Annotated in this window: 18 protein-coding genes and 1 riboswitch; of the genes, 3 read left to right on the forward strand and 15 right to left on the reverse strand. The window is 39.3% G+C overall.

The genetic code is table 11. From position 1 onward, the window contains the following. Positions 1-187 precede the first annotated feature (187 nt). From BME96_RS14215 to BME96_RS14270, 12 genes are all read right to left on the reverse strand, one after another. On the reverse strand, positions 188-1,156 hold the full coding sequence (locus BME96_RS14215) for a bile acid:sodium symporter family protein (protein WP_071649364.1): 969 nt from the start codon (positions 1,154-1,156) through the stop codon (positions 188-190). Positions 1,157-1,377: 221 nt separating this feature from the next. Then, positions 1,378-2,976 carry an amidohydrolase gene (locus BME96_RS14220; protein ID WP_071649365.1) on the reverse strand — a complete coding sequence of 533 codons (1,599 nt, stop codon included), beginning with the start codon at positions 2,974-2,976 and terminating at the stop codon, positions 1,378-1,380. A 617-nt stretch (positions 2,977-3,593) separates the two neighbouring features. Then, a riboswitch (Lysine riboswitch) is annotated at positions 3,594-3,767 on the reverse strand. A gap of 72 nt (positions 3,768-3,839) precedes the next feature. Then, positions 3,840-4,910 carry a tartrate dehydrogenase gene (locus BME96_RS14225; RefSeq protein ID WP_071649366.1) on the reverse strand — a complete coding sequence of 357 codons (1,071 nt, stop codon included), beginning with the start codon at positions 4,908-4,910 and terminating at the stop codon, positions 3,840-3,842. Positions 4,911-4,938: 28 nt separating this feature from the next. Continuing rightward, positions 4,939-6,489, reverse strand: a complete 1,551-nt coding sequence (locus BME96_RS14230) for a Na+/H+ antiporter NhaC family protein (RefSeq protein ID WP_071649367.1) — start codon at positions 6,487-6,489, stop codon at positions 4,939-4,941. Positions 6,490-6,514: 25 nt separating this feature from the next. Beyond that, the gene (alr, locus tag BME96_RS14235) at positions 6,515-7,648 is read right to left on the reverse strand and encodes an alanine racemase (protein WP_071649368.1); all 1,134 of its coding nucleotides are present in this window, start codon (positions 7,646-7,648) and stop codon (positions 6,515-6,517) included. A 33-nt stretch (positions 7,649-7,681) separates the two neighbouring features. Next, the gene (gene dat, locus BME96_RS14240; protein ID WP_071649369.1) at positions 7,682-8,536 is read right to left on the reverse strand and encodes a D-amino-acid transaminase; all 855 of its coding nucleotides are present in this window, start codon (positions 8,534-8,536) and stop codon (positions 7,682-7,684) included. Positions 8,537-8,574: 38 nt separating this feature from the next. Continuing rightward, positions 8,575-9,555, reverse strand: a complete 981-nt coding sequence (locus BME96_RS14245; protein ID WP_077358471.1) for a pyridoxal-phosphate dependent enzyme — start codon at positions 9,553-9,555, stop codon at positions 8,575-8,577. A 63-nt stretch (positions 9,556-9,618) separates the two neighbouring features. Further along, positions 9,619-10,824 carry a M20 metallopeptidase family protein gene (locus BME96_RS14250; RefSeq protein WP_408068400.1) on the reverse strand — a complete coding sequence of 402 codons (1,206 nt, stop codon included), beginning with the start codon at positions 10,822-10,824 and terminating at the stop codon, positions 9,619-9,621. A gap of 355 nt (positions 10,825-11,179) precedes the next feature. Further along, the gene (locus BME96_RS14255; RefSeq protein ID WP_071650016.1) at positions 11,180-11,563 is read right to left on the reverse strand and encodes a Rid family hydrolase; all 384 of its coding nucleotides are present in this window, start codon (positions 11,561-11,563) and stop codon (positions 11,180-11,182) included. Positions 11,564-11,582: 19 nt separating this feature from the next. Beyond that, positions 11,583-13,028 (reverse strand): NAD-dependent succinate-semialdehyde dehydrogenase, encoded by a 1,446-nt coding sequence (locus tag BME96_RS14260; protein WP_071649372.1) that lies wholly within the window; start codon positions 13,026-13,028, stop codon positions 11,583-11,585. 28 nt (positions 13,029-13,056) lie between these two features. After that, a complete protein-coding gene (gabT, locus tag BME96_RS14265; RefSeq protein ID WP_071649373.1) occupies positions 13,057-14,412 on the reverse strand; it encodes a 4-aminobutyrate--2-oxoglutarate transaminase in 1,356 nt (451 codons plus the stop codon). Positions 14,413-14,464: 52 nt separating this feature from the next. After that, entirely contained in the window at positions 14,465-15,154 is a 690-nt protein-coding gene (locus tag BME96_RS14270; protein ID WP_060681740.1) for a GntR family transcriptional regulator, read from the reverse strand. Positions 15,155-15,336: 182 nt separating this feature from the next. Here BME96_RS14270 and BME96_RS14275 point away from each other — a divergent pair, with 182 nt between their 5' ends. Continuing rightward, on the forward strand, positions 15,337-16,302 hold the full coding sequence (locus tag BME96_RS14275) for a 2-hydroxyacid dehydrogenase (RefSeq protein ID WP_071649374.1): 966 nt from the start codon (positions 15,337-15,339) through the stop codon (positions 16,300-16,302). A 650-nt stretch (positions 16,303-16,952) separates the two neighbouring features. Here BME96_RS14275 and BME96_RS14280 read toward each other — a convergent pair. The 3 genes from BME96_RS14280 to BME96_RS14290 all read right to left on the reverse strand — a co-directional run bounded on the left by BME96_RS14280 (position 16,953) and on the right by BME96_RS14290 (position 21,038). Beyond that, positions 16,953-18,140: a M24 family metallopeptidase gene (locus BME96_RS14280; RefSeq protein WP_175618850.1), complete on the reverse strand. Its 1,188-nt coding sequence runs from the start codon at positions 18,138-18,140 to the stop codon at positions 16,953-16,955. Positions 18,141-18,526: 386 nt separating this feature from the next. Beyond that, positions 18,527-19,933, reverse strand: a complete 1,407-nt coding sequence (locus BME96_RS14285; RefSeq protein ID WP_071649375.1) for an APC family permease — start codon at positions 19,931-19,933, stop codon at positions 18,527-18,529. A 277-nt stretch (positions 19,934-20,210) separates the two neighbouring features. Next, positions 20,211-21,038 (reverse strand): aldo/keto reductase, encoded by an 828-nt coding sequence (locus BME96_RS14290; RefSeq protein WP_071649376.1) that lies wholly within the window; start codon positions 21,036-21,038, stop codon positions 20,211-20,213. 181 nt (positions 21,039-21,219) lie between these two features. Between BME96_RS14290 and BME96_RS14295 the strand changes: the two genes are divergently transcribed. Next, entirely contained in the window at positions 21,220-21,450 is a 231-nt protein-coding gene (locus tag BME96_RS14295; protein ID WP_060681743.1) for a hypothetical protein, read from the forward strand. 452 nt (positions 21,451-21,902) lie between these two features. Continuing rightward, positions 21,903-22,649 (forward strand): gluconate 2-dehydrogenase subunit 3 family protein, encoded by a 747-nt coding sequence (locus BME96_RS14300; protein ID WP_071649377.1) that lies wholly within the window; start codon positions 21,903-21,905, stop codon positions 22,647-22,649. Positions 22,650-22,657: the final 8 nt, after the last annotated feature.

A 22,657-nucleotide genomic window follows, 5' to 3' on the forward strand; every position in this document is an offset into this window, starting at 1 on the left:
AATTAATTTATTCCAATTTTGTATAAACCCTTGTCATCCAAAGAATTTGAGGACGTAATTTAATTAATTGTGGTATAACTTTTCACAGAATAAATTAACATGCCCCTTTAACAGGGACATGTTGGTTATTGCTATGGTAAACCGTATAATATATATCATTTTCCTTGCAATACAATCTATATAACTTTCAACTAATATTTTTTGTCTGATTAGTTGATTCAGTTGTATCTGTTTCACTTTGTTTGCTCCACCATGTCGCTAAAATCGGACCTGATATATTATGCCATACACTGAAAATAGCACTCGGAACTGCAGCGATTGGCGCAAAATGAGCTAAAGCCAAGGCGGATCCAAGTCCGGAGTTTTGCATACCTACTTCAATGGACATAGCCTTTTTGTCAGCCAAATTAAATCGGAAAGCTTTAGCCAGCATATATCCTAAAAACAGACCTAATAGATTATGCAGAACGACGACCGTAAATATCAATAATCCTGTTGTAACAATGGAATCCTTATTTACGGCTACTACTGCAGAGGCTACAGCTACGATACCTATCACAGAAATCAGCGGCAGAACAGCAATTGTTTTGTCCACTTGCTTACTGAATAATAAACGGATAATAATACCTAGTACGATTGGAATGAGCACTATCTTAACAATAGACATAAACATATTGCCTGCTGATACGGGAAGCCATTGACTTGCAAAAAGCAATGTTAATGCAGGAGTCAGTAACGGAGCAAGAAGTGTTGATACAGCAGTTACAGAAACAGATAATGCTGTGTTTCCCTTTGCCAGAAAAGTCATCACATTTGATGCTGTTCCACCTGGGCAACAACCTACAAGTATAACTCCAACCGCTACCTCTGCCGGCAAATGGAATAGATTCGCAAGTCCATAAGCAAGTAATGGCATAATGGTATATTGTGCTGCTACTGCTATAAGTACTGCTTTAGGTGCCTGAATAACTCCCTTAAAATCCTGGAGAGAAAGGGTGAGCCCCATTCCAAACATAATTATCCCTAATAACAAAGCAATGTGAGGTGCAATCCATGTAAAGCCCATTGGAAACATAAACGCCAGCACTCCAAACAGAATTACCCATATTGCAAACGTATTTCCTGCTAAATTACTAACTTTCTCTAATACTTTCAAAATTTCCCCTCCTCATAAGATCAGACTATTTCAATAATTGATGATTCTACCACATGGTTTCAAATAAAGGAAGAATAAGATAATAAAAAGTCTAAATACTTCAACTAATTTTTACGTTTTGTTTCTAGGTGTATTGAGTAATAGTACATGTCCTTTATTACTTTTATACTACTAAAAAACCCGTCAAGTGCTACCTGACAGGTTTTTCAAAATTTTGTTTTTTAATCCTCTTTTTTATACTTTACTTCTCCCCCAATGATCGTCATTTCTACTTCTGTATCCAGCAATTCATCAGGGTTTTCCATTTCAAACGGATCTTTTGAAAATACAACCATATCTGCAAGCTTTCCTCTTGCAATCGTCCCTTTAATCGTTTCCTCGTTCGTTGGGTATGCTCCCAACTCCGTGAATAGCCGGAATGCCTCTATCATGGTCATCTTTTCCTGCTCATACCAACCGTTATGCGTCTCCCCAGGCGCTCGACGCGTTACAGCCGCATGTATTCCCAAAAGAGGATTGAGCGGCTCTACTGGGGAATCTGATCCACCGGCACAAATGACGCCGGATGCTTGTAACGTTTTCCATGCATAAGCTAATTTCATCCGTTTTTCGCCAAGTCTCTCTTCTACCCAAGGGAAGTCTCCAACTAAAAACCTTGGCTGTATATCTGCAATTCGAGTAGGAACTGCTAATCGACCGATTAACTCTTCACGCACTACTTGAACATGAATAAGTCGGTCACGATAAGCGGCAGTTGGAAATTGATCAAGCACATCAAGAACATTTTCCAATGCCTGGTCTCCTATGACATGAACTGCAATTGGCATAGATAGCTCCCTGGCCTTTCGCACTATTTCATAGAGTGTCGTTTGTTCAAAAATAGCATTACCAAATTCATTTGGAGCATCCGTATAAGCCTCGGATAATAATGCCGTTCTTCTGCCAAATGCCCCATCTGCAAATATTTTTATGGCACCGATTTTTAACGTATCATTTCCATATCCTGCATACATTCCCATTTTTCTAATATCATCTATAAATTCATGATTGATTAATAGATTACATCGTAAACCAATGTTGTCTTTGTTTAATAGTTCATCATAGATTTGGTAAGTTTGCTCTAATCCCCCTAAGTAAAAGGGGTCATTTGTATGTACGCTTGTTATTCCCAAGCTGATTGCGTACTGCATGGCTTTTTTCATCGCATATTTCAATTGTGCATAAGACTTTTCTGGAATGTACTTTTTAATTAACTCGGTTGCTGTTTCTAATAGTAAACCAGTCGGATTATGAGATACCGGATCTAAAACTATCTCTCCTCCCTCAGGCACACGAATTCCTTGGTGGTACTGACTAATTTTTAATGCTCTACTGTTGACTAAAGCGGCATGCAGACAAACACGCGATAAAAATATCGGGTTTTGTGGAGCAACCACATCTAATTCTTGAATAGAGGGAAACCTACCATCTTCAAACAGATTTTCGTCCCAGCCACTTCCCAGCAGCCACTCTCCAGGTTGAAGGGAGTTCGCTTTATGTTTGATTTTCTCCAGCATGTCAAATTTTGATGTAACTCCTGTTAGATCAAGTTCTAGAAAACTATTAGCAATCAAGGACAGATGAAGATGGCTGTCAATAAGGCCAGGGGTCACTGTTTTACCTTTTAAATCAACTATATCCAATTCATCTCCCCAACGTTGCCGCAATTCAACAGTATTGCCTATATCCATAAAGCAACCATTTTCTATAAGAACAGCTTCTGCTACAGGCCTGGTTGGGTCAAATGTGTATATTCTCCCATTAATAAATAATCTTTTCATGTGAACACTCCTTTTTGCAATGAACAAATATAGTGAATTACTACTAAAGTAAACCTGCTTTTCTATAAAAAGTTTAGTAGAATGATAAATCGGTCAAAAAAGAAAGTGCCGTGCGTTTTGCGGGCGCAATGTCCGTCATGACTCTTATGATAGACATTCAATCACGTTTTCCCAGTGCGCAATGTCCGTCATCACTCCTATGATAGACATTTAACCTCGTTTTCTGGTGCTCAATGTCCGTCATCACTCTTGTGATAGACATTCAATCACGTTTTCCGGTGCGCAATGTCCGTCATGACTCTTATGATAGACATTCAACCTCGTTTTCCGGTGCTCAATGTCCGTCATGACTCTTATGATAGACATTCAACTCGTTTTCCCGGTGCTCAATGCCCGTCATGACTCTTATGATAGACATTCAATCACGTTTTCCGGTGCTCAATGTCCGTCATACCAGCACTAGGGCGCCCTGTCAGTCGCAGCTGGGCTTGCCCTTTCATACCTGTATACTTTCCTATTTTAAAACAAAAACACTCCCATTTATGTGGAAGTGCAGGAGTCTAAATAGAGGAAAGGCAGCTTAGAGACAGATACTTAGTGCATCCAGTCGCCTTTCCTCGATTAGCAGTGCTCCATACACTTCCCATGTATGACAGCATACTTCTTTTTCAAAAGCACACCAGCGAAAAAAGCTGACACTTCTTACGCTTCGGCAAATAATCCTTTTATCAACAATCATAGATGTCATTCTCCTGCTGATTACTTTTATTATCTGCACCTCTACCTTATCGATTACTAATTTTTATTAATTTGATTGTAGCAACTATACTAAACATAGTAAGTGGTTGCAAGCTAGAACTTATTCATGTTGCTCTAGATAATATTTCAATAAATCTGTCGCCAACTTCATTTGTTGTTGCCTTCCCACCTAAATCTGGTGTAAGGTTATCCGTTTCCAAAATAATGGAGCTGATTGTTGCTAAGATCTTTTCACTCCATTCTTTCTCATCAAAGAAATCCATCATTTGACTAACTGACCATATTGCCGCAAGCGGGTTAGCAATACCCTGACCAGCAATATCAGGCGCGGACCCATGAACAGGCTCAAACATGGAAGGAAATTCCCTCTCCGGATTAATATTAGCCCCTGTTGCTAATCCCAATCCCCCAGTAATTGCTGCTCCGATATCTGTTAAAATATCTCCAAATAGGTTGCTCGTCACGACCACTTCAAATCTGCCCGGATCTGAGACAAAGTAAAGACTGGCAGCATCTACCAAATAGGAGAATGTAGTTACATCTGGATACTCTTTACCAACTTCTTCAAATACTTCATCCCAAAATACCATGGAGTAATTAAGTGCATTCGCCTTACTAATACTTGTTAGTGTACGTTGCGACTTTCTCGCTTCTTCATATGCAAAACGAATAATTCTCTCTGTTCCTTTTCTTGAAAAGACCCCTGTTTGTAGAACTACTTCTTCCGGTTTCCCCTTAAACAGCCACTCTCCTGCTCCAGCATATTCTCCCTCACTATTTTCCCTAATCACGAGCATATCAATATCTTTTTCACTTCTCTTTTTCAATGGTGTGAAGCTTGGGTGCAGCAAGGTTACTGGTCTGAGATTTACGTACTGATCAAACGACTTACGAATCTTTAAAAGTAGATCCCATAAAGAAATATGGTCAGGAACTCCAGGATAGCCAACAGCTCCCAAATATATAGCTTCAAACTTTTGAAGCAAGTCAATACCATTCGCGTCCATCATGATGCCCTTTTCAAGGTAATATTCACACCCCCATGGGAATGTTTCAAATGTGAAGGACAGCCCTTGGTCCATTCTCTCTATTGCATGCAATACTTTTACACCTTGTTCAATTACTTCTGGTCCAATTCCATCCCCGGGGATTAGTGCTATTTTTATTTTTTTCATAATCTCCTCCTGCATTCACAAATGTAGTTTACGCACCCAATCTCTCTTCTTCCTGAGTCATTTTCTTCTCTTCACGATTCCCAAGATAGCGTATGAGGAAAAACTGTACGATAATCCCAACAAGTAACAACACGATACTGCTTCCAATAATGTTATAAGACAAATACAATATGCCCGCGATTCCTGCTGGAACCAATGCATACGGTATTTGTGTATTTACATGTGCAATGTGATCTGAACCAGCAAAAATGGAAGCCATTACTGTAGTATCAGATATTGGCGAGACATGATCCCCAAAAATAGCACCAGCAAATATGGCACCGACTACAATTGGAATTAAATCAACATCTCCTAATGTATAGGCAAGTGGAATAGCCAGTGGTGTCAGGATAGACATCGTCCCCCATGAGGTTCCTGTAGCAAAAGATATAAACATCCCTATAACAAATACAAGAAACGGCAATAAGGCAGCAGACATCCAGCCTTGCGTTGCATTCACTACAAACTCTGCTGTGCCAAGTTCGGATGTAACCGTACCAATAGACCAGGCCAAGACAATAATAACAAGAGCAGGTAGCATTGTCCGTATGCCACCTAATAGTGTATCTTCACATTTTTTCAAACCCATCCCTTGAATTAGAGCGAGAATAACTCCAACAAATGTCATTGCAAATGCTCCCCAAGTCAGGGCTACAGACACGTCCGTGTCAGCGAGAGCATCCATCATGGATTTCCCCTCAGCTCCTCCACCTGAATACCACAGCCCCCATACACTTACACTTATAAGTGTTACAAGAGGTAAAACGAAGTTCCACACACTCCCATCTCTTTTATGGGGCTCACCCAGGTCCTGTTCCACAGAAGATAATGGGGTGGACCCGTCCGGAATTAGTTTTCCTGTTTTTCCTGCTCTCCTCTCTGCTTTTGCCATTGGACCAAAGTCTTTCCCCATGATGATCATTGGGACAGCGAGCAAGCAAAGAATAGCATAAAAATTCCATGGAATAGATTGCAAGAAAGCGAAATAAGGTTCGATGCCAACAATGCTCGCACTAGCTACAGCTGCAGCAATTAATGAAACCTGAAAACCAATCCAATCTGAAACAGGTCCGATCGTTGCCATAGGTGCAGCTGTGGAATCAAGAATATAGGATAGCTTCTCTCGAGAGATCTTATGTTTTGCGGTAATATCCTTTGACGCATTTCCAACGATAACCGAATTAACATAATCATTAAAAAACACAATAATTCCTAAAATGTATGGTAAAAACAACACTCTTTTTTTCGTTGTTAATTTTTTCTCTAAAAGTCGGATCAAGCCTTCAGATCCGCCTGTTTTAAACATAAAAGCTGCACCTGTTCCAAGTAATGCTGTCATAACAAGAAAGCGCGCATTCCATGGATCGACCATTACATCCTTCATCCAAGTAAATGTAACCCCAACTGCTTCAAACGGATTGCCTCCAGCGAAAATTAAGCCTCCTACCCAAATACTAATAAATAACGAAAATAATACACGTTTTGTAAAAATCGCCAAAACTACTGCTACAATAGGCGGAATTACAGATAAAAAATCCATTCTCTTTCCCCCATTCTTTTTCGTGTTAATTTTCTATATATTTCCTCGGAATTCGTTCGGTCAAACTTGCTAGTATTTCATCAATATTGCTACCTGCCCACTTAGCAATTTCTCTTGCTCCAATTCTTTCCTTCCCTTGCTCACCAAGCAAAACAACTTCATCGCCTTCTTTAACATCCGAAATATCTGTTACATTAATAAGTGTCTGATCAAGTGAAATTGTCCCAATGATTTTGGCTCTCTTTCCTCTTACCAGCATTTCACCTTTGTTAGATAGTGCTCTTTTATAACCATCTCCGTGACCAATTGGCACAACAGCTATCTTTTCTACAGAGCTACTAACATAACTTCCACTATAACCAACCGGAGTTCCAGGAGGGATTTCCCGCACTTGTAACAGGCGGGACTTCAAAGTCATTACAGGCTTTAATGAAAGTTTTTTCTCTTGCCGGATGTCAGGGGTATAACCAAATAAGGCTACACCTGGTCGCACCATATCTAAATGCATATCCTTTCTTTCCAATGTAATACTAGAGCCACCAGCATGCTGGAGCGGAAAATGATATCCACTTTGTTGGAGCTGTATTACCGTCTGCTGAAAAAGAGCGAATTCTTTTTCAGTTTGCTCCCAATCACCATCATCTGCTCTTGAGAAATGTGTATAAATCCCTTCCCATTCCAAATTCGGGAGATGGTAAGTTGTTTTACAAAAGGAAGTAATCTGTTTGGGCTCAACTCCAAATCGATGTAACCCAGTATCAACCTTCAAGTGGACAATTGCGATTTTGGCTTGATGTATCGCTTCATCGCTTAATCGCTTTGCTAGAGTTACGGAGGATACAGAAATAGTTAAATCATAAGTAATTGCTACCTCTGCCTGCTCAGGTACTATAGAGCTAAGAATATGGATGGGAACCAGGAGGCCATGCTCTCGAAGCATAACTCCTTCTTCCACAGTAGTTACTCCAAGACGTTCAGCACCAGATGCTACAGCTGCTTCTCCCATTGGAACAACACCATGCCCATAAGCATTTGTCTTGATGACAGCAAGCATGCTGGCACGTGGGGCGTGTTCCTTTAGTTTACAAATATTCTCGCTAAAAGCTGCCATACTTATCTCAGCAATTGTGGGATGATGATATACCAATGTATGCTGCAACCATACCGCCTCCTCCTTGCTACTTATAGATTTTCAAGATTTGCTTTTTACTTGTTTTTGATAAAGTTTGCGGAATTCACGGAGAATTTTTTTGGTTATATTACCAGGATTACCTGATGCTATCGTATGCTGATCTACTTTTAAAATGGGGACTATATCTAATTTGGTAGCTGTAATAAACACTTCTTCAGCTTGAAGCATTTCCTTGATGTTAAATGGCTTTTCATTTACGGGGATACCAAGTTTATTACACAATTGAAGAACCTGTTGTCTTGTAATTCCATTTAATATAAAGTTGTTCGCTGGATGTGTATAAACTTCCTCGTTCCTTACCATAAAAACATTTGAGGCACTCGCCTCTGTGACTGTTTCCCCTCGATGCAGAATTGCCTCTATAGCGTTTTGTTCCACAGCTTTTTGTTTAGCCAGCACATTTGGAAGTAAATTTAATGTCTTTATATCACATCGTAACCAGCGAATATCTTCTGTTAATGTAGCTATCGCCCCTTCATCTTCAACATTACTCATTCGCTGCTCTGCTCTCGTATATGCTACCATTACTGGTGATACTTCAGGCGAAGGGAATTCGTGCCATCTGGCAGCAGTCCCACGAGAGATTTGCAGATAAATAATCCCTTCCACAAGTTCATTGACTTGAACAAGCTTTTCCAGGTTTCCCTTAATCTTTTCTATCTTTTCAGGAAGCTGCAGATGAACTTCTTTCGCACTCCGCTTCAGCCTTAACAGATGCTCTTCAAGAAGAAAGGGCTTTCCGTCATAGACTCCGATCACTTCATAAATACCATCACCAAATTGATAGCCCCTATCTTCTATATCAATAAAACGTTCACGTGCGGTGATTTGGTTATTAAATAAGATTTTATTCATTTTCAAACCTCCAAACCTTATTACTTTTTCAGAATTCCCTACCAAGAATGATGTGCCTGCATGATATCGAATAATACTTCTGAACCTACACTGTTACCAGTAATCATAATTACATTATGTGTTCCCAACTTGACTTTTTTGTTTATTATTGCACCGATACCACAGGCAGCAGCTCCTTCAATGGCCATGCGATGGTGGATAAGCATAAAATGCATCCCGGCAGTTATATCTTCTTCCTCCAACAAAATAATGTCATCAACGTATTTTTGGACCAAGGGAAATGTTAATTTATTATTCAAGCCAATGCCCCCGAGAAGACTATCAGCGTAAGTATCTTGTTCCTCTACCAAAAGTGGCTTACCTGCTTTAATACTCTCATACATTGCTGCACTGCTTGTTGGCGACAGTCCAATAATATTAATTGATGGATCAATTGTTTTCATTGCGACTCCAATTCCAGAATGCAATCCACCGCCAGACAAACCACCAAAAATGGTATCCACTTCAGGCAGCTCCTCGATAATTTCTAAACCAATTGTCCCTTGTCCTGCAATGACTTCCGGATCGTCAAATGGGTGTAAAATAGTCAATCCCTTTGATTTCTGAAGCTGTTCACACCTCGCCGCCGCGTCATCCTGTGATTGTCCGTATATTTCCAATTGGACGCCAGATCGACGAAGTGCTGCTACTTTAGTTTGTGGTACGCGTTCAGAAATACAGACAGTGGCTCGGATACCTAACTGTTTTGCTATCATAGCAACACTTACTCCAAAATTCCCGGTAGAAAAAGTAGTGACACCTAGCTTCCTTTCTTCCTCTGTTAACAATAATATTTTATTCGTCGCCCCCCTTATTTTAAAAGAACCAGAAGCATGTAGATTTTCCAGTTTTAGATATATAGCACAATTCGCAATTTCAGACAGTCTTTCAGAGTAAATTAAAGGAGATTGCTGAATATAAGGGGCTATTCGCTTTTTGGCCTTCCATATATCACGGAGACTTACGGAACTTTGATCCACATACACACCTCCAGACATTTCAATCCTGTGAACTGAACAGTTTGTAGCGTATTTGTATATTTTCTAACTCAAAAAATTCCTCACTGTTTCTGATAAAATTGCCGTACCTACAGGTAAGACATTTTCGTCGATATCAAAACACGGAGTATGCAAATCACGATTTTCTTTATCGGAAGCCGCACACCCAAGGAAAAACATAGCCCCGGGGATGTGTTGAGTCATGTGTGCGAAATCCTCCCCACCTAATCCAAAAGGTTCATTTTTAATCTTAAACTCCGGATAAAGTCTATTAATAGCTGACCTCACTAAATGATTAATCTTCGGATCGTTCTTTAGAGCTGGATCCTCACTTGAAATAGTTACTTCCGTCCTTCCTCCTAATGTATCCACCAAGGCAAAGGCTTTTTTTACCTCATCATGTAACTGCTCTCTCACATATGGTTGATAACTCCGGATCGTCCCTTTTACATTTACTTGTGATGGAATGACATTACTAGCGCTCCCACTTTGTATAGAACCAATACTGATGACCGCTGATTCTAGGGGAGATACCCTTCGACTTGGTATGCCATATAGTACTTGCAATACTGAGGTGAGCATCCAAAACGGATCTGTGCCCAGATGGGGGTAAGCTCCGTGCCCCCCAGTACCTCTAACAATCGCTTCGAACACATCCACATTAGCCATACTATATCCGTCATGCACTTTTACTTCACCAAGTGATTCTTCTGGACTCATATGCAAAGCAATTACTGCATCCATTTCATCCAGCACTCCTGCCATTATCATATAAGGGGCTCCTGTTAATCCTTCTTCGTCCGCTTTTTCTTCTGCAGGCTGAAACAGGAATTTAACTGTGCCCTGAAGCTGCCCTTTGGAGAAATATTCACCAAGCAAATGGGCTGCTCCTAAGCAGATAGCCGTATGAGCATCATGCCCACAAGCATGCATTACCCCTTCATTTTTTGATTTATATGCTGTATTGTTTTCTTCCTGGATTGGTAATGCGTCCATATCCGCACGAATAGCAATCTTTGGTCCTGATCCTGAGGTTAATGTGCCAACAATTGCAGTTGGGTAACCGATGCCCTCCTCTACGATTAAACCAGGTACCCTTCTTAACAAATCAGCTACATAACGAGAAGTCTTCCATTCTTGAAAACTAAGTTCAGGATACATGTGGAGCTGCCTACGCCATTCAACCAGATTTTGTTTTAGTTTATCTGCTTCCTGAACTAGTTTTTGGCCTTCTGTGCTCAATAACCTCACCCTCCATCAAAAAATGCGCAAGCGCCCGTTTAGCAACGTACAAACTGGAGATCTTCTGCATGAGATAAAGGAAACATGCCCCCGCAAAAGGGGTATGCCGACGTTGGCCGCAAAGGCCGTCGTTAGTCGGCCCTCCTTCTTATGCATAGCGAATCGATGTTGACTTATCGTAGAAAGAAGATTGAAGTTTGGGGCTGCGCTAAATGCTCGCCCCATCAAGAAAATTGCTAGTTGCTGGGCGCTGGAGCTGGATATAGCCATTCATGCATAAGAACAAAATAGAGGCAAAATTTAATACATTCTTATTTTTGTATAAAAAAGAGAGCAAACAAGCCTTGCTCCCTTCCTTTCCTAGTCAAACCATAGAAGCTATCGCTGTAATCTCTACCTTTACGCCCAGTAGCTGGCTGCCAACTGTTATCCTGGTTGGTTTTACTTCAATAGACTTAAAGAATGATTCATATACTCTATTAAACTCATGTACATTACTTTCAGTTAGCTCAGACAAATGACAGGTCATATGGACAATATCCTCTAGATCTGCCCCTTTTTCCCTTAAAATATTTTTTATGTTTGTAAGTGCAGCATCGGTCTGTTCCGCAACTGTGTTACCTTTGAGACTACCATTTGACTGATAGCCATCCTGGCCAGAAACAAAAATGAAATCACCAAACTTTATTCCTTGTGAATAAGGAACTGTAGGACAGGGGGCATGTTCCGAAAAGATCTGTTCTTTCATCACATTCTCTCCCTTCTCCTTATTCCATACCAATGGATACATACTGAGATTCAACAAAGGCATCCATTCCTTCATGACCGCCTTCCCTGCCAATTCCACTTTCTTTCATACCTCCAAATGGAACTTGAGCAGCTGATGGCGCTCCGTCATTCCAACCAACAATACCAAAATTCAACTTTTCAATAAGCTTCGTTCCTCGTGCCACATTTTCTGTGAAAATATAGGCAGCCAACCCGTATGGGGTGCTATTTGCCAACTTGATTGCCTCTTCATCTGAATAAATTTTTTGGACAGGGGCGACAGGGCCAAATGTTTCTTCTTGCATTACAATCATCGAAGCGTCTACATCTTTCACAACGGTAGGCTTATAGAATACTCCATTACTTGAATCAATGGATTCGCCTCCTGTTACTACCGTGGCACCTTTGGCAACTGCATCTTTCACATGATGGGAAACTTTTTCAAGACCTGACTGATTTATTAAAGGACCTACCGCAACGGATTCATCCATCCCGTCTCCTACCTTTAATTGCCCAACTTGTTCAGCAAATTTTTCAATAAATGCTTCATATACTCCAGCATGCACGTATATTCGATTTGCACAAATACAGGTTTGCCCTGCATTTCTGAATTTTGATGCTATTACACCTTTGACCGCTTTATCTATATCTGCATCATCAAGTACAATTAATGGAGCATGACCGCCAAGCTCCAATGATAAGCGTTTTACTTGATCGGCACTTTGCCTGATTAGTATCTTGCCAACCTCTGTAGAACCTGTGAAGGTTATTTTCCGAACACGTTCATCTTCCATTAAAGTTTTCGTAATTTTTGAGGACGAGCCTGTCACCAGATTAACGACCCCTTTTGGAAAACCTGCTTCTTCACAAAGCTCCATTAGTTTTACAGCTGTTAAAGGGCTTTCACCCGAAGGTTTCATAATGACCGTACATCCTGCAGCCAGCGCTGGACCCATCTTTCTTGTCAACATTGCTGCCGGAAAATTCCAAGGTGTTATTGCTGCTACAACTCCTACTGGTTTTTTCCATACCTGCAGGCGCTTAGCTCCTAAGTGGGAAGGAATGGTTTCACCATATACACGTTTGCCCTCCTCTGCAAACCATTCAATAAATGTAGCTGCATAAACCACTTCACCTCTTGACTCATTAATGGGCTTTCCCATTTCCAAAGTCATCGTTCGGGCTAATTCCTCCTGATTTTCCAACATAAGATGATACAGCTTTTTAAGATAACCAGCCCGTTCATAAGCTGTGATTTCTGACCATGTTTCAAAAGCTCGATGCGCCGAATCAATTGCCATCTGTGTTTCTTTTTCCCCACCAATTGGAAAGCTTCCCACGGTTTCCCCATTTGCAGGATTTATAACATTTTTTGAGTCGAATTCTTCTCCGATCCATTCTCCATCGATATGCATACATGCCTTTATTTTGTCTACTTCTGCCATTGACATAATCCCTCCTATATTTCTAAAGTTAATTTTGTACGGCTTCGTTGACAGTTGCCTTAATAGCCGCCTCTAATATATCCAGACCTTCCTCCAGTTGTTCGTCAGTGATGACGAGCGGCATTAAAAGTCGCACGACGTTATCGTAAAAACCTGCTTTCAATGCAATCAATCCATGATTCTGAGCTTCTTTTAATATCCTTCCTGTAATATTTCCATCCGGTTTCTTACTTTCTCGATCTTCTACAAACTCAAGCGCACACATCGCCCCAAGACCACGATAGTCGCCAATAACCTCATAATTTTTATATAACTGTTCAAATTTTTTCATTACTTTATCTCCTATTTCAATTGCACGCTCGTTTAAATTCTCTTTTTCCATAACGTCCAATACAGCAATCCCTGCTTTGCAGCCAAGCGGACTACCACAATATGTTCCTCCCAGTTCACCGGATTTGGCATGATCCATTATTTTTTTTCTACCAATCACCCCACTAATTGGCAATCCTGCGGCCATCGATTTCGATATGGTGATCAAGTCTGGTTCCACTTCGTAATGCTCCATAGCAAAATATTTCCCGGTTCGACCGAATCCAGTCTGAATCTCATCTGCGATAAATAAGATTCCATGCTGCTTGCATAATTCATAAACTCCTTTTACAAATGCCTTATCAGGAATAATAAAACCACTTTCCCCCTGTATTGGTTCCATAATGATGGCAGCAACCTGGCTGGGATCTACTTCACTAATAAAGAAATCTTTCAGTTGGTCGAGCAGATACGTTGTATACGCTTCCTGACTCATTGATTCGGGACGTCTATATGCATATGGAAATGGGGCATGGTAGATTTCCGGCGCAAATGGCCCATATTCATATTTATATGGTCTTACCTTACCGGTTAATGACATCGCTAATAATGTTCTCCCATGAAATCCACCTGAAAATGATACAACCGCCTGGCGATTCGTAAATTTCCGGGCAATTTTTATGGCATTCTCTACAGCTTCTGCTCCACTATTCAGGAACATTACTTTCTTATCAAAATTACCTGGAGCTAGATTAGCTATTTTCTCAGCAAATTCAATATATGGATCATACATCATTACGTTAAATCCAGTGTGAATATAATTATCCACTTGTTCATGTAATGCAGTGACCACCGTGTCATGACAGTGACCTGCATTTATTGTTCCAATCGCTCCAGCAAAATCAATAAAGCTGTTTCCATCCACATCCTCCAACAAGGCACCTTTTGCTGTTTTGACAAATGTCGGTATTCCATAGCTCACACCGTTAGGTACGATATCCAACCTTCGTTGAAGTAGCTCTTTCGCCTTGGGGCCAGGTAATTTTGTTTTCACATTTGCAAACACTCTTGCCATATGATCAGCCTCCTTCAAATTATGTTCATAACGGATGGACAACATTAGGTAGTTATTTCTGGTTTGGTATTACTTTGTCATCCTCCACTTCTTTCCTGCCAAGTATTTTTTCTTCTACATAAACAATATGGTTTTTCACCTTTTCTTTAACAACAGATGAATCCTTCGTTTTTAATGCTTCCAGTAAAGCCTGATGTTCTTCGTAAAAGGAGTGGAAACTGGAATAGTATTGATCAAGATGCATAAGGAAAGTACGAATCTGTACTTGCAAAGAATCGTAAATCTTAATTATCCGTGAATTATCACATAGATCCACCACATACCGATGAAACTGCACATCCAAATCAAATAATGCCTTCCAATCCTGCGCTTGCGCCTTTATTTTCATCTCTTTTGTTATTTTTTCCAATGCATTAAAGTGACAAGCTTCTATTTTTGGTAGCGCTTTCGAAAATGCCGTAGTTTCAATTAAGGTACGCAACTCAATAATTTCATCAAGATCCTTTTCAGTAAAAGTTGCTACATACGTACCTTTTCTTGCTTTACTTATTACTAACTCTTCTATTTCAAGGATTTTCAATGCTTCTCGTATAGTGCTGCGACTTACATCAAAGGATTCGGCAAGATCACTCTCAAGCAATCGTTCACCAAATTCAATCTCTTTGTTCCATATCTTTTTCTTTAATTGGTCAGCTATCAACTGACTAAGTGGCTTCTGTAAAATAGAATGGTCGTCATCCACCTTTTGAGCTCCCCTTCCACTCTAGAGTAATTGTTGTTTGTCGATTGTCGACAATAATTACACTCATCATAAAACACAAGAATTTACTTGTCAATAAAATTTAGATAATTTTAAATTATTTATTTTTATTGTTGACTTTACAATGAATTATGCCTATTTTAAGTGTAGATAGGGGGATTTTTATGAGAAAAAAAGTTATTGTGTATAATCGATTGGAGCAACCAGTATTAGAAAAGCTAAAAGAGAAGTATGACGTCCATTATTTTAAAGATGTGGACACAAGAAAAGATCCTACATTTTTACAACAATTAAAAAAGACAGAGGGAATCATTGGCTTAGAGCTCCCTGTAGACCGTGAACTCCTTAATCGTGCACCGAACTTAAAAGTTATTAGCAATGTATCTGTTGGATATAACAATCTGGACATGGAGGAAATTAACAAACGTAATATTATGGCAACAAATACTCCAGGAGTACTAACAGATACAGTAGCAGATGCGATCTTCGGGATTCTTATTTCTGCTGCAAGAAGAATACCTGAGCTCGATCATTATGTAAAAAGCGGAAAATGGACAAATGAAACAATAGACTCTGCCTACTTTGGTTTGGATGTGCATCATAAAAAAATAGGAATAATTGGTATGGGACGTATTGGTAAAGCTATTGCCAAGCGTGCGCATTTTGGTTTTGATATGGAGGTTTTGTATCATAGTCGTTCAAGGAAGCCAGACGTTGAGGAAACCTTTTCAGCTGAGTATTGTGATCTTAATAATTTACTCTCACAATCCGACTTTGTATGTCTTATCACACCCTTAACTCCTGAAACTGAAGGAATGATTGGGAAAAATGAATTTAAAAAAATGAAAAAAACAGCAATTTTCATTAATGGATCTCGAGGGAAAACCGTTGTAGAAGAAGGCTTAATTGAAGCACTACAATGTGGGGAAATAGCTGGTGCCGGCCTCGACGTCTTTGAAAAAGAGCCAGTTGATCCGGATAACCCTCTACTGAAAATGGGAAATGTCGTAACGACACCGCATATTGGGTCTTCAACTTACGAAACAGAACTTAATATGTCTAAGCTAGCAGCTCATAACCTGGAAGAGGCGCTAGAGGGAAGAATTCCACCAAATCTCATTCGGGAATAAACGGCCTGCAAAAACAGCTTCGAGTAAAGTAAGCCAAGCAAAGTCGCCCTGCCTTGGGACTGCGCTTACTCGTCCCACCGAAGACCTTTTGGGACTGCGTTTTCTCGACCTATTTATATTTTAATATCTTTAAAACAGATCCAGCCTCATTTTATAGGTGGATCTGTTTTTATTCCCCATTAATTCACTCTCATTTTTCAGCTTCAAAACACAAGTATCAAGCCCCGCTTTTTTTGCTTTATGATAATTATAGGCATTAAGTGAGCATACTATCTAGAAGCTATAATAAAGTAGATGATAGACATTGTGGATGCTAAATCATACGGCAATGTCTTTCATCAGACGCATGAAAGACATTGCGGGTGCCAAATCATGCCGGAATGTCTTTCATCAAGCCCATGATAGACATTGCGGGTGCTAAATCGGGCGGCAATGTCTTTCATCAAGCCCATGACGGACATTGCCCGTGCCAAATCATGCCGGAATGTCTTTCATCAAGCCTATGACGGACATTGCCCGTGCCAAATCATGCCGGAATGTCTTTCATCAAGCCCATGACGGACATTGCCCGTACCAAATCATGCCGGAATGTCTTTCATCAAGCCCATGATAGACATTGAGAGTGCTAAATCGGGCGGCAATGTCCTTCATCATGCTAAACGGATGTTTGGCTTCACATAAAGCTCCCTTGGAAAATCGGCTAGTACCTCACAGCCATTTTCAGTTACACAAAAGGACTCACTAATCTCCATACCAATAGGACCTAAATCTATTGTTGGGATCATATGAAAAACCATATTCGGTTGCAAAATCGTCTTGTCTCCAGGTCTGATACTTGCTGTGTGCTCGCCCCAGTCTGGTGGATAATTTAGTCCAGTGGAATAACCCATTCGAGACTCTTTTTTTACTCCATTTTTTTCAATGGATTTTCTCCAGGACTGTTCTATTTCTTCACACGTGACACCAGCTTTTATACAATCCAAAGCTGCATTTAACCCTTCAATAACTACCTCACTTAACCTGTACACTTCCTCACTCGGTTTCCCAATCACTGCAGTACGTGCCAAAGGAGAATGATACCGTTTATAACAGCCTGCCAATTCAATAATTACTGGGGCTCCTTCTGTAAAAGGTTCATCTGTCCATGTTAAATGGCAGGCAGAGGTCTTCTCCCCTGTAGGCAGTAGTGGTACGATGGCTGGATAGTCTCCACCATATTCTTCCGTCCCAGTAATTTGAGCGTAAGAAATTCCTGCTACTACATCACATTCCCTTACACCTTCCTGTATCGTATCAAAAGCAACTTGCATTGCTTTTTCGGATATTTTTGCAGCCTTTCTTATATACTCAATTTCTAAATCAGATTTAATAATCCGAATCCAATTGACTAAATTCGTTCCATCCACAAGAACTGCATTTCTTAGCCCTTGAGTAAGTCGCACATAACATTGTGCAGTAAAATAGTAGGCATCCATTTCTACTCCAATTTTTTTCTTATCCTTTTTTTTAGTCTTGAGAAATTCACAAACAAAATCCATTGGATGCCTTATTGTTGACTGGACAAAGTGGTCCGCATAAGGATGAATATGCTCCTCATCCAACCAGGTAGTGTATTTTGCTGCATTAGCATCCATTCCCCTACCAATCCAATAAGGTTGATCTTCATCCACCATAACAACAAGCAATTGATGCACATAAAAAGACCATGCATCATATCCTGTTAGATAGTTCATGTTTGCTGGATCAGTTACCAATAGTACTTCAATACCAAATTGCTCCATCCTTTGCTTTGTTTTATGAAGTCTTTCTTGAAATTCTGAAATAGGAAATGTCAACATAATATCCCATCCCTTCTTCAAAATACGCTCATTTGTAAGCGCTTTCTATTTTACTAAAAAAATTCCTCCTTCTCCCCATTTATGAGAACCAGTTAGTAATGCTATTTCAACTTACCTTTAAAGAGAGAACACAGCATCTTGTTATAATACTAGTAGATGTAATTAAATAATTAATTGGTACTAATCTCCATTTGTCGATTGTCGACAATATGTACGGTCATTATATTCTACATAATTTTAAATTGTCAATACTTTTAAATAATTAATTTAATTTTTGGATAAGTTATATTTGATAAAGCTCTTCCACAAGAAGAACCCAGCTGATTGCTGGGTCTTAAAATGGGCTTGATAATAGGAAACACATATTTCGTTCTTTTATTAGTATATTAATTAATCCTGTCTATTTCATTTTTCATATGTTTATCTGCATATTCCTTCCCATACTTTGCCATAGATATCTTATATAAGATAATACCGAGCACTATCCATAAACCAACGATTACCCACTCATATGGCCAAATAAGTGCAGAAGGCATACCTGGCATATATAGTACAGCTATCCCCGATGCCATAATGGTAGCAATCCAACCAATAGCGGTACCACCTGGCAGTTTAAATGGACGCTTCATCTCTGGTGCTTTCTTTCGTAATATGATAAAAGATACAGCTACCATTAACCAGGCAACAACTAGACCTAGCCCTCCAGCATCAACCAGCCATACAAGAGCAGGTCTGCCTAATAGTGGCGCTGCTGTTGACAAAACCCCAATAAGAACAATTGCTTTATGAGGTGTATTGTATTTAGGGTGTAATTCTCCTAACGATTTTGGTAGCATCCCGGCCCTTGCAAGAGCATATATTGCTCTGCTCCCACCAACATAGAATCCCAGCCAGCTTGTTAAAATACCACCGATCCCCCCTAACACCAAAATATTCCCCATCATTTTACTATCACCAAATGCCTTAGCCATGGCGTCTGCCGTAACAAGGTTTGATTCATTTATATCCGCAGGGTTTAACACTCTTGACACACCAAATATCACTGCAATATACCAAACTACTGCGAGTACAACAGAAAAAATTAACAATTGGCCTATTCGCTTCTGAGGCAGATTTATTTCTTCTGCCGCTTGCGGGATGACGTCAAATCCCACAAACATAAATGGCGTCATAATTACCACAGTCAGCAATCCAGCAATCCCCTTTTCAAAAAAAGGATCCATGTTTTGAACATTTCCTGCTACTGAACTTCCTGTAATAAGCATGATTCCTGCGATTAGAATTAATAATGTTAAAATAAATGTTATTGCAGTAGTTAACTTAATTCCTCTATAGTTCACCCACGCAATAAATACGGAGCCTAAAATACCTACACCAGCCCAAGTAATCGTAACATCCCACCCTGCAATGGTATATAAATATCCTTGGCTATAGTTAGGGATCAAATATTCAAACACAGTAGGCAATGCTACCGCCTCAAATCCAACAACAGATACATATCCAAGAATAATTGCCCATGTTGCTATAAATGATGCGGTTCTTCCCATTGCTTTATAAGTATATACATGTTCTCCCCCAGCAAGAGGCAATGCTGAAGCTAACTCTGCATAAGTAAGACCAACAAAGACAACCAGTGTACCACCAATTGCAAAGGCTAGTATTGCACCAAGAGATCCTGCTTCAGTTATCCACAGCCCTGTAGTAACAACCCATCCCCAGCCAATCATTGCCCCAAATGCTAACGCAATAACATCTTTATTGCCCAATATTTTCAGCAATTTTTGCTCTTTCATGTTGCTCCCTCCCCAATTAGATTAGAAAAGAACTACCATTTCAGAAAATATATGCTATCTTTTTCTTGTTCATACATTTAGGAAGCTCCATCTTATTGAGGAAAATAAAATTCAACTTATTCTTTTCAAATTCAAAAACCAGAAATATAGACAAGAGAGCCATGGCAACCACTTATCTTTATTTCTGGTTTTAAATTAAAATTATTTCATTTTCTCAGGTAATTTAGTGATGTTAAGAATCTTAGTAAACCATTCGTATTCATAAAAATTTTTTCTATTAATCAAAGCTGTCCGGATTTGTTCCTGCACGTTCATCTCTGTTTAAGCTATTAATTTCCTGCATTTCTTCCTCTGTAAGAGAGAAATTAAATACATCTGCATTCTCTTTGATCCGATGCTCATGTACAGACTTCGGTATGGTGATGACGTTATTTTGAATATCCCATCGTAAAATAACTTGTGCCACGGTTTTTCCATATTTTTCACCAATATGCTTTAATGTAGTTTCACTTAATAATGTCCCACGTTTAAGTGGAGACCATGCCTCAAGTGCTATTTTATGTTCTTCACAAAATGTTTTAAGATTTACCTGTGTGAGATGAGGGTGGTATTCCACCTGGTTTATTACTGGTGTGACTTCACAATCATTTAATAGATTTTGCAAATGATGAATATGAAAATTGCTAACCCCAATAGCTCGGACTTTTCCATCCTTATAAAGTTTTTCCATTGCACGCCATGTTTCTTTATATAAACCCTTTACAGGCCAGTGAATCAGATATAAATCAAGGTAATCCATATCAAGTTTCTTAAGTGTTTCCTCACATGCCTGTAATGTAGAATCATACCCCTGTTGGTCATTCCAAACTTTAGATGTAACAAAAATATCCTTTCGAGGCACTCCAGATTCTTTAATTCCTTTTCCAACTCCAGCTTCATTGTTATAGAAAGAGGCTGTATCAATACTGCGATAGCCATGTTCCAGAGCTAGTTTCACAGCATTTATTACCGTCTCCCCATCCTCTACTTTATAAACACCTAAACCAAAGCCAGGCATTTCAATACCATTATTCAACATAACTCTATCTTGTATATGGTTAATCATATTACCTCCCCTTTCGATTATTGTAATTTAAGTATACGTTATTTTTTTAATCCGGAAAAATAACACAGTACTAATGTAGTTTATATTTCTTTTCTTAATTAAACTTATTCTTCAACCCACCTAAGTTAATAAAAAACAACGAATTAATATGGTGGTTACTCTTGTCTAATAGGAGGTTATTATGAGAAAGCTTACAAAACAGGAAGAAGCTGTGCTTGAGAACCTTCTGGAAGAAGGAGTCTTTGCTATAGATAATAAAAGCTACTTCATTACTCTAGTAGAAACCCCAGCCAACTTACATAAAACTAATAAAGAAGATTTAAAAATAGAGACTAAAAAACAGACCATACTTCAAGGGGATAAATTTTCCATCGATGATGTGATTGAATTAATGGATGCCGGAGCATTGTAATTTCCGGCATCCATCTTTTTTTTCATTAACCGTAGATAAGTAAAAAATCCTTTTATAATAACCTTCCGAAAACCCTTCATTCTAAGTCAGGAACAATACAATAAATCTATATAAGAGTCTCTCAGCCTCATTTTTCATAAATTGCTTATTTTTTAAAAAAGATTATTCTTGAACGAACATTTACTATTTCACAATGGTTTAACCCCTACATTCTGGGGTTATTTTTTTTTATACATTTCTCAGGCATTTCTTTTCTAACCAATGAACATAATGAACAAGATGATATTGGTATAAAAAAGGTATATTTAGGAAATCTTATTTTATAAAGGTTTCTCATTATTTAGGAACCCATGTCATAAATTTCTGCTGTTACTAGTATCAACCCTCAGACCCCCTCGCAGTCTAAGGCGCTTGTATTTATAATTGGAGACTAATTGAATGGAGGCATATAAATGGAAAATGAAAAGAAAGGTGTATCACGAAGAGACTTCTTAAAGACAACCGGAATTGCTACTGGTTCTATTGTGGGAGGTGGCCTTATTGGTGGTCTCATTGGCTATAACGTAAACAACAATGGAGGAACAGCTCTTAAAGAAGATGTAAAAAACACAAATTCCGATACAAGTCCACGAGGAAGAATGTTCTTTTCTAATGATAAAGATTTTAAAATTTTATCACAGGCTACCGAAAGAATCTTCCCAGAGGATGATCTTGGTCCTGGAGCGATCGGTTTAGGCGTCCCCTATTTTATAGATAATCGGCTGTACGGCAACTACGGGAATAACTCGAGAGAATACATGCAAGGCCCCTTTTTCGCTGGAGAAGCCACCCAAGGTTATCAAAGCAAGCTGACGAGAGCAGAAATATTCACGCAAGGGATACAAAAAATGGAGAGTGAAGCGGAGAGTAGATTTGACACCAGCTTTATTGAGCTCGATGGAGAACAAATGGATGAGATTTTAACAGATTTCCAAAAAGATAAGATAAAAATGACTGGTGTATCTTCTGAATTCTTTTTTAAATTATTACGCCAGGCGACCTTGGAAGGTGCCTATGCTGACCCAATATACAATGGAAATAATAATATGGACGGGTGGCGAATGAAAGGATTCCCCGGTCATCAGGCTGCATACATTAACGACATTGAAAAAGAAAAATTCATGAAAATAGAACCAAAATCTATAAATACGATGCATTAAGTGTGGAG

The sequence above is a fragment of the Virgibacillus halodenitrificans genome (assembly GCF_001878675.1).
Lineage (GTDB): Bacteria > Bacillota > Bacilli > Bacillales > Amphibacillaceae > Virgibacillus_Q > Virgibacillus_Q halodenitrificans.